The sequence below is a fragment of the Bradyrhizobium sp. genome, from assembly GCF_049512235.1.
Taxonomy (GTDB): Bacteria; Pseudomonadota; Alphaproteobacteria; order Rhizobiales; family Xanthobacteraceae; genus Bradyrhizobium.
In genome coordinates this window covers 1-5,488 of record NZ_JBEKXH010000572.1, presented here as the reverse complement: position 1 = coordinate 5,488, position 5,488 = coordinate 1, and the positions used below count along the sequence as shown (strand labels likewise).

Here is a 5,488-nt window from a genome sequence, read left to right as displayed (position 1 = left end):
AAATATTTTTTACAAAGGGCCTTGACAACCAAATCACTCCGGTCCGTAGGGCGGGCGTCGCATCGGCGGGCGCAAGATGGCGGATTATGCCCGCCGGGCTATTGGTTTAGCGCGTAGGATGGGTTGAGCCCTTCGCGAAACCCATCGGGGAAAAAGAGATGGGTATCGCTTCGCTCCACCCATCCTACGAGCTACCCCAGCAGCACCGCATCAGCGCCGTTGACGGCCTCGGCTCCATCCATCACGGTGCGCTCCAGCGCGCCGGCCTGCACCGTAATGTTTTCGGCGAAGAATCGCGCCAGCGTGACGTAGCGCTGGGCATGACCTTCGCCTTCGCCCACATCGCGCGCGGCGAGCGCCTCGGCGGCCAGCATGCAGCCGCCAAGCGTCGATCCGAACAGCCGCAGATAGGGCGTGGCGCCGGCGAGCGCATCGTTGGGCGCCGAGCTCATGCGCTCCAACAGCCAGCGGCTGGCGCGGTCGAGCGAGCCCAGCGCGTCGCGCAGTTTTGCGCCCGTAGTGCCGAACGCCGGGTCGTTCGAGGCCTCGACCTGTTTGACGGTGCCTGCGAGTTCGTCGAGCAGGGCAAAGACCGACGCGCCGCCATTGGCGGCGAGTTTTCGCGTCACCAGGTCGATCGCCTGGATGCCGTTGGTGCCTTCATAGATCAGGGTGATGCGGGCATCGCGAAAGTGCTGCGCGGCGCCGGTTTCCTCGATGAATCCCATGCCGCCATGGACCTGCACGCCGAGCGAGCAAACCTCGTTGCCGATGTCGGTGGAGAAGGCCTTGGCAATTGGCGTCAGCAGCGCGCCGCGCGCCGCGGCAAGCGCGCGGGTCGCGGGATCGGTAGCGCGCGCCGAAATATCGAGCGCGACCGCGGTGGCGTAGCAGATGGTACGCGCCGCGGCGGTGAGCGCGCGCATCTGCATCAGCATGCGCTTGACATCGGGGTGCACGATGATGGGGTCCGCACCCGTGCCGGGCTTGCCAACAGCACGGCCCTGGCGGCGCTCCCCGGCGAAGGCCAGCGCCTGCTGATAGGCACGGTCGGCGATGCCGACGCCCTCCAGGCCGACGCCGAGCCGGGCCTGGTTCATCATCGTGAACATGCACTGCATGCCCTTGTTCTCCTCGCCGATCAGATAGCCGATGGCGCCGCCGTGATCGCCCATGGTCATGGTGCAGGTCGGCGAAGCGTGCATGCCGAGCTTGTGCTCGACGCCGCTGGCATGGATGTCGTTGCGCGCGCCGAGCGAGCCATCGGCATTGACCAGGAATTTCGGGATCAAGAACAGCGAAATACCCCGGGTGCCCGGCGGCGCATCGGGCAATCGCGCCAGCACGAAATGCACGATGTTGTCGGTCATGTCGTGGTCGCCATAGGTGATGAAGATTTTCGTGCCCGAGATGCGATAGCTGCCGTCGGATGCCCGCTCGGCGCGGGTGCGCAGCGCGCCGACATCCGATCCGGCCTGCGGCTCGGTGAGCTGCATGGTGCCGGTCCACTCGCCCGTCACCAGCTTTTCCAGATAGATCTTTTTCAGTTCGCCGCTGCCATGGGCGTCGAGCGCCTCGATCGCGCTCAGGGTCAGAAGCGGGCAGAGGCCGAAGGCGATATTGGACGCGCTCCAGATTTCGGTGCAGGCGGCATTGATCGCGAGCGGCAGGCCCTGGCCGCCGAAGGCTTCCGGGCCGGATACCGCGTTCCAGCCGGCTTCGGTCCAGCGCCGGTAGGCGTCGGGCCAGCCGGGCGCGGTGGTCACCTTGCCGCCATCGAGCTTGATGCCGTTCTTGTCGCCCACGCTGTTCAGCGGCGCCAGCACGTCCGAGGCAAACCGGCCGGCTTCCTCCAGAATGGCCATGGTGATGTCGGCGTCGAAATCGCCGTAATGGCCGGCCTGCACGGCCGCCTGCAGGCCGGCGCCGTGGTTGAGGGAGAGCAGCATGTCGGGGATGGGGGCGCGGTAGGTCATGACCGTGATCCTCGCGAGGGCAGGGGATAAGCTTAAGGCAGCGGCAGGGGGCCGTCTTCCCACGAAAGCGCCGATCTCTCAACTCTTAAGGGGGCCGGAATCGGCGTGTGGGCGGCCGGGGGCCGCGCATTCCCGGTGAGCCAGGCCGCCAACCAACGCAAGCCCCGCCACGTCACGGGGCCTCGAAATGTTCCGGTTCCAGCCTGTTGAAATGGCTCACTTCTCTCTATAGACCGGCGTGGCCGGCGGAAGCGGCGCAAGGCCCGGTCTGCCGCTTTCCCGTCAGCTATTGGGGCGTCGCCAAGTGGTAAGGCAGTGGATTTTGATTCCACCATACGGAGGTTCGAATCCTCCCGCCCCAGCCAACCACGAAGGCGTAAGAAAACCGGCCAGCGATCCGTAGAAGCTATTGTCAAAATCGCCGCAGAAAACGGCCGCGCCGTGCGCGTGAAACACACAGCGCGATGGGCGAAACACTGGAAGTCGAAATGAGCGGAGAGGCGGCAATCCTGATACGCGAAGACGCGCTGTCGGATGAGACTGATCTCACGGGGAATTCCAGCGCGAAGCATTCGCAGGGCGCGCGAACGGTGCTGCCGGATGTCGACAAAGCGATCGAGCAATTATACGGACCCGCAGCCGCAAGTCTGTCTGTCTCGGAGGCGCATGTCGCGATCGACGTGGTCGTTAACGTGCTGCAAGGGGCAGGCCTTGGGTACATCCTTCCACAGATCGCAACTGACCTTTCCAACAAAGGTTTGCTCACGCTGGCATCCGCGTTGGCCGCAAAACTCGATCAGTCTGGCGGCGAGCACAAACCACCGCTGAGGAGTACCTGATGAGCGGGCGTGTCAGGCAGAGCACCTGGCCCGTAAGCCATTCACTATTTAAGCTTACTAGTGGGCCCGGCCAGACGCGAACGTGCGACTAGCACGTTATGAGCGGGGAGTGTGCCCCGGGAGCTCCTAAAAACGTTGACGAATAATGTATTGTTCAGTCGCGTACTGCAACGCGACTTTGAGAGTTACATGCCCGGTGGTTTTGACGGATGCAAGTGTTCTACCAATTTTCGTACTGGCGAGGGTGCGCGCTCCGGGGCATGGCGACCGGTGAATCCGGTTGATGGCGACCACCAATTCCGATTGATGACGACCACCTGTTCCGGTCCATGGCGACCAGGGCAACAGGGTTGTGGACGGGCGTGATGAACGCCGTTGGGTGATCCGCGAATCAGCTGGACCTCGCTCCTTTTTCCAGAGGAGCGGGAATGGCCCAATCGAGATTACCCATGCGCAAGATCCGGGATGTGTTGCGGCTGTCGGCAGCCGGCCTGTCCAAGCGTCAAATCGCAGCGAGCCTGGGCATCGGCCCGACCGCTGCCGGGGCGTGTCTCCGTCGGGCGCGTGAGGCCGGTATCGGTTGGCCACCGCCCGACGATCTCGGCGACGCCGTGCTGGAACGCCGGCTGTATCCGGCGCCTGCGGCCGCGGCCAAGGACTGGCGGTCGCTGCCGGACTGGCCGGCGGTTCATCGCGAGTTGCGCCGCAAGGGCGTGACGCTGCAACTGGTGTGGGAGGAGTACCGCGCGACCCATCCCGACGGTTACTCACCCACGATGCGGCAGGCGCACGTGGCCGGCGAGAAGCTGTTCGTCGATTATGCCGGCACGACGATCGACATTTTCGACGCGACGACCGGCGAGGTGCATGCCTGCCAATTGTTCGTCGCCGCGCTCGGTGCGTCGAGCTACACCTACGCCGAGGCGACGGCCACGCAGTCGCTGCCCGACTGGATCGGATCGCACACGCGCGCGTTCGCCTTTTTCGGCGGCGTGCCGGCGATGGTGGTTTCCGACAATCTGAAGTCCGGCATCACCAAAGCCTGCTTCTACGAGCCCGCCGTCAATCGCGCCTATGCCGAGATGGCGGCGCACTACGGCACGGCGATCGTGCCGGCGCGGCCCAGGAAGCCGCGCGACAAGGCCAAGGTCGAAGTCGCCGTGCAGGTCGCGACGCGATGGATCATCGCCAAACTCAGGAACCGCCGGTTCTTCTCACTGCCGGAGCTGAACGCGGCGATCCGGGAGTGCCTCGTAACGCTCAACGACCGAGTGTCACGGCATCTGGGCGCGAGCCGACGCAGCTTGTTCGACGCGACAGACCGATCGGCCCTGAAGCCGCTCCCAACAGCGCCTTACGTCTACGCCGAATGGAAGCAGTGCAAGGCCGGCCTCGATTATCACGTCGAGGTCGAGAAGCACTACTACTCGGTGCCGCATGCGCTGCTGCGTGAGACGCTGTGGGCGCGGATCACCGGGCGGACCATCGAGCTTTTTCATCAAGGCAATCGCGTCGCCGTCCATGTGCGCTCGTCATCCAACCGGCGCCACACGACCGTGAGCGAACATATGCCGTCGAGCCACCGGCGCTATGCCGACTGGACACTGGAACGTATCCAGCGACTAGCGAACGAGATCGGGCCGAAGACATCGGCGTTGATCGAGATCATTCTGCGCGAGCGAACCCATCCGGAGCAAGGCTTTCGCGCCTCGATCGGTATCCTGCGGCACGCGACCAGCTTCGGCCATGAACGGCTCGAAGCCGCTTGCGGTCGCGCCCTCGATATCGGCGCGCGCTCCTATACGTCGGTGACGTCCATCTTGAAGAACAATCTGGATCGCCAAAGGCCCGCCACCGCCACGGAGGGGCCTGCGATAGTTCATCCCAACATCCGTGGCCCCCGCTACTTCAACTGAGGAGAAGACAAAATGCTGACCCATCCCACCATCGATCAGCTTCGGGCCCTCAGGCTCGATGGCATGGCGGACGCCTTTATCGAGCTGCAAACACAGGATCAGGCAAAGGACCTTGGCCCTGCCGAATGGCTGGCGCTGATGCTCGATCGCGAAGCGGCGCACCGCGGCACGCAGCGGTTCAAAAGCCGGCTGCGCCATGCGAAGCTGCGCCACGGCCAGGCCTCGATCGAGGATGTCGATTACCGCACGCCACGGCGGCTCGACAAGGCTCTGTTCCAGCAGTTGGCCGCCGGCCGCTGGATCGCCGAGCATCGCAATCTGCTCGTCACCGGCCCGTGCGGCGTCGGCAAGTCATGGCTTAGTTGCGCGTTGGCACAGAAAGCCTGCCGTGACGGCTACACCGTGCATTACGCGCGCGTGCCACGCTTGTTCGCCGATCTCGAACTGGCGCACGGTGACGGCCGCTTCGCGCGCCTGTTCCGCATGCTCACCAAGGCCGACCTGCTGATCCTCGACGACTGGGGGCCGGATCGTCTCAATCCGAACCAGCGCCGCGATCTGATGGAGATCGTCGAAGACCGCTACGGCGCGGGATCGACGCTGATCACCAGCCAGCTGCCAGTGGAGGCATGGCATGACGTCATCGACGAGCCAACCTTCGCTGACGCGATCCTCGATCGCCTCGTGCACAACGCCTACCGCCTCGCGCTCGATGGTCCCTCGATGCGCGATCCAAAAACGGCCAAGTCCGACACGA

General features: G+C 64.4%; 4 protein-coding genes and 1 tRNA gene. 4 read left to right on the top strand and 1 reads right to left on the bottom strand.

Annotated features, from left to right (window positions below):
• Positions 1–191 precede the first annotated feature (191 nt).
• Complete coding sequence (locus ABSG20_RS31935; protein ID WP_423868439.1) at positions 192–1,976, bottom strand: acyl-CoA dehydrogenase family protein; 1,785 nt, start codon at positions 1,974–1,976, stop codon at positions 192–194.
• 290 nt (positions 1,977–2,266) lie between these two features.
• Here ABSG20_RS31935 and ABSG20_RS31930 point away from each other — a divergent pair.
• The 4 genes from ABSG20_RS31930 to istB form a co-directional block, all read left to right on the top strand.
• Positions 2,267–2,341: transfer RNA gene (locus ABSG20_RS31930), tRNA-Gln, on the top strand.
• Positions 2,342–2,440: 99 nt separating this feature from the next.
• Positions 2,441–2,815 (top strand): hypothetical protein, encoded by a 375-nt coding sequence (locus ABSG20_RS31925; RefSeq protein ID WP_423868438.1) that lies wholly within the window; start codon positions 2,441–2,443, stop codon positions 2,813–2,815.
• Positions 2,816–3,243: 428 nt separating this feature from the next.
• The gene (gene istA, locus ABSG20_RS31920) at positions 3,244–4,731 is read left to right on the top strand and encodes an IS21 family transposase (RefSeq protein WP_490338352.1); all 1,488 of its coding nucleotides are present in this window, start codon (positions 3,244–3,246) and stop codon (positions 4,729–4,731) included.
• A 12-nt stretch (positions 4,732–4,743) separates the two neighbouring features.
• On the top strand, positions 4,744–5,488 hold a 745-nt coding region (gene istB, locus ABSG20_RS31915), incomplete at its 3' end, for an IS21-like element helper ATPase IstB (RefSeq protein ID WP_423868436.1).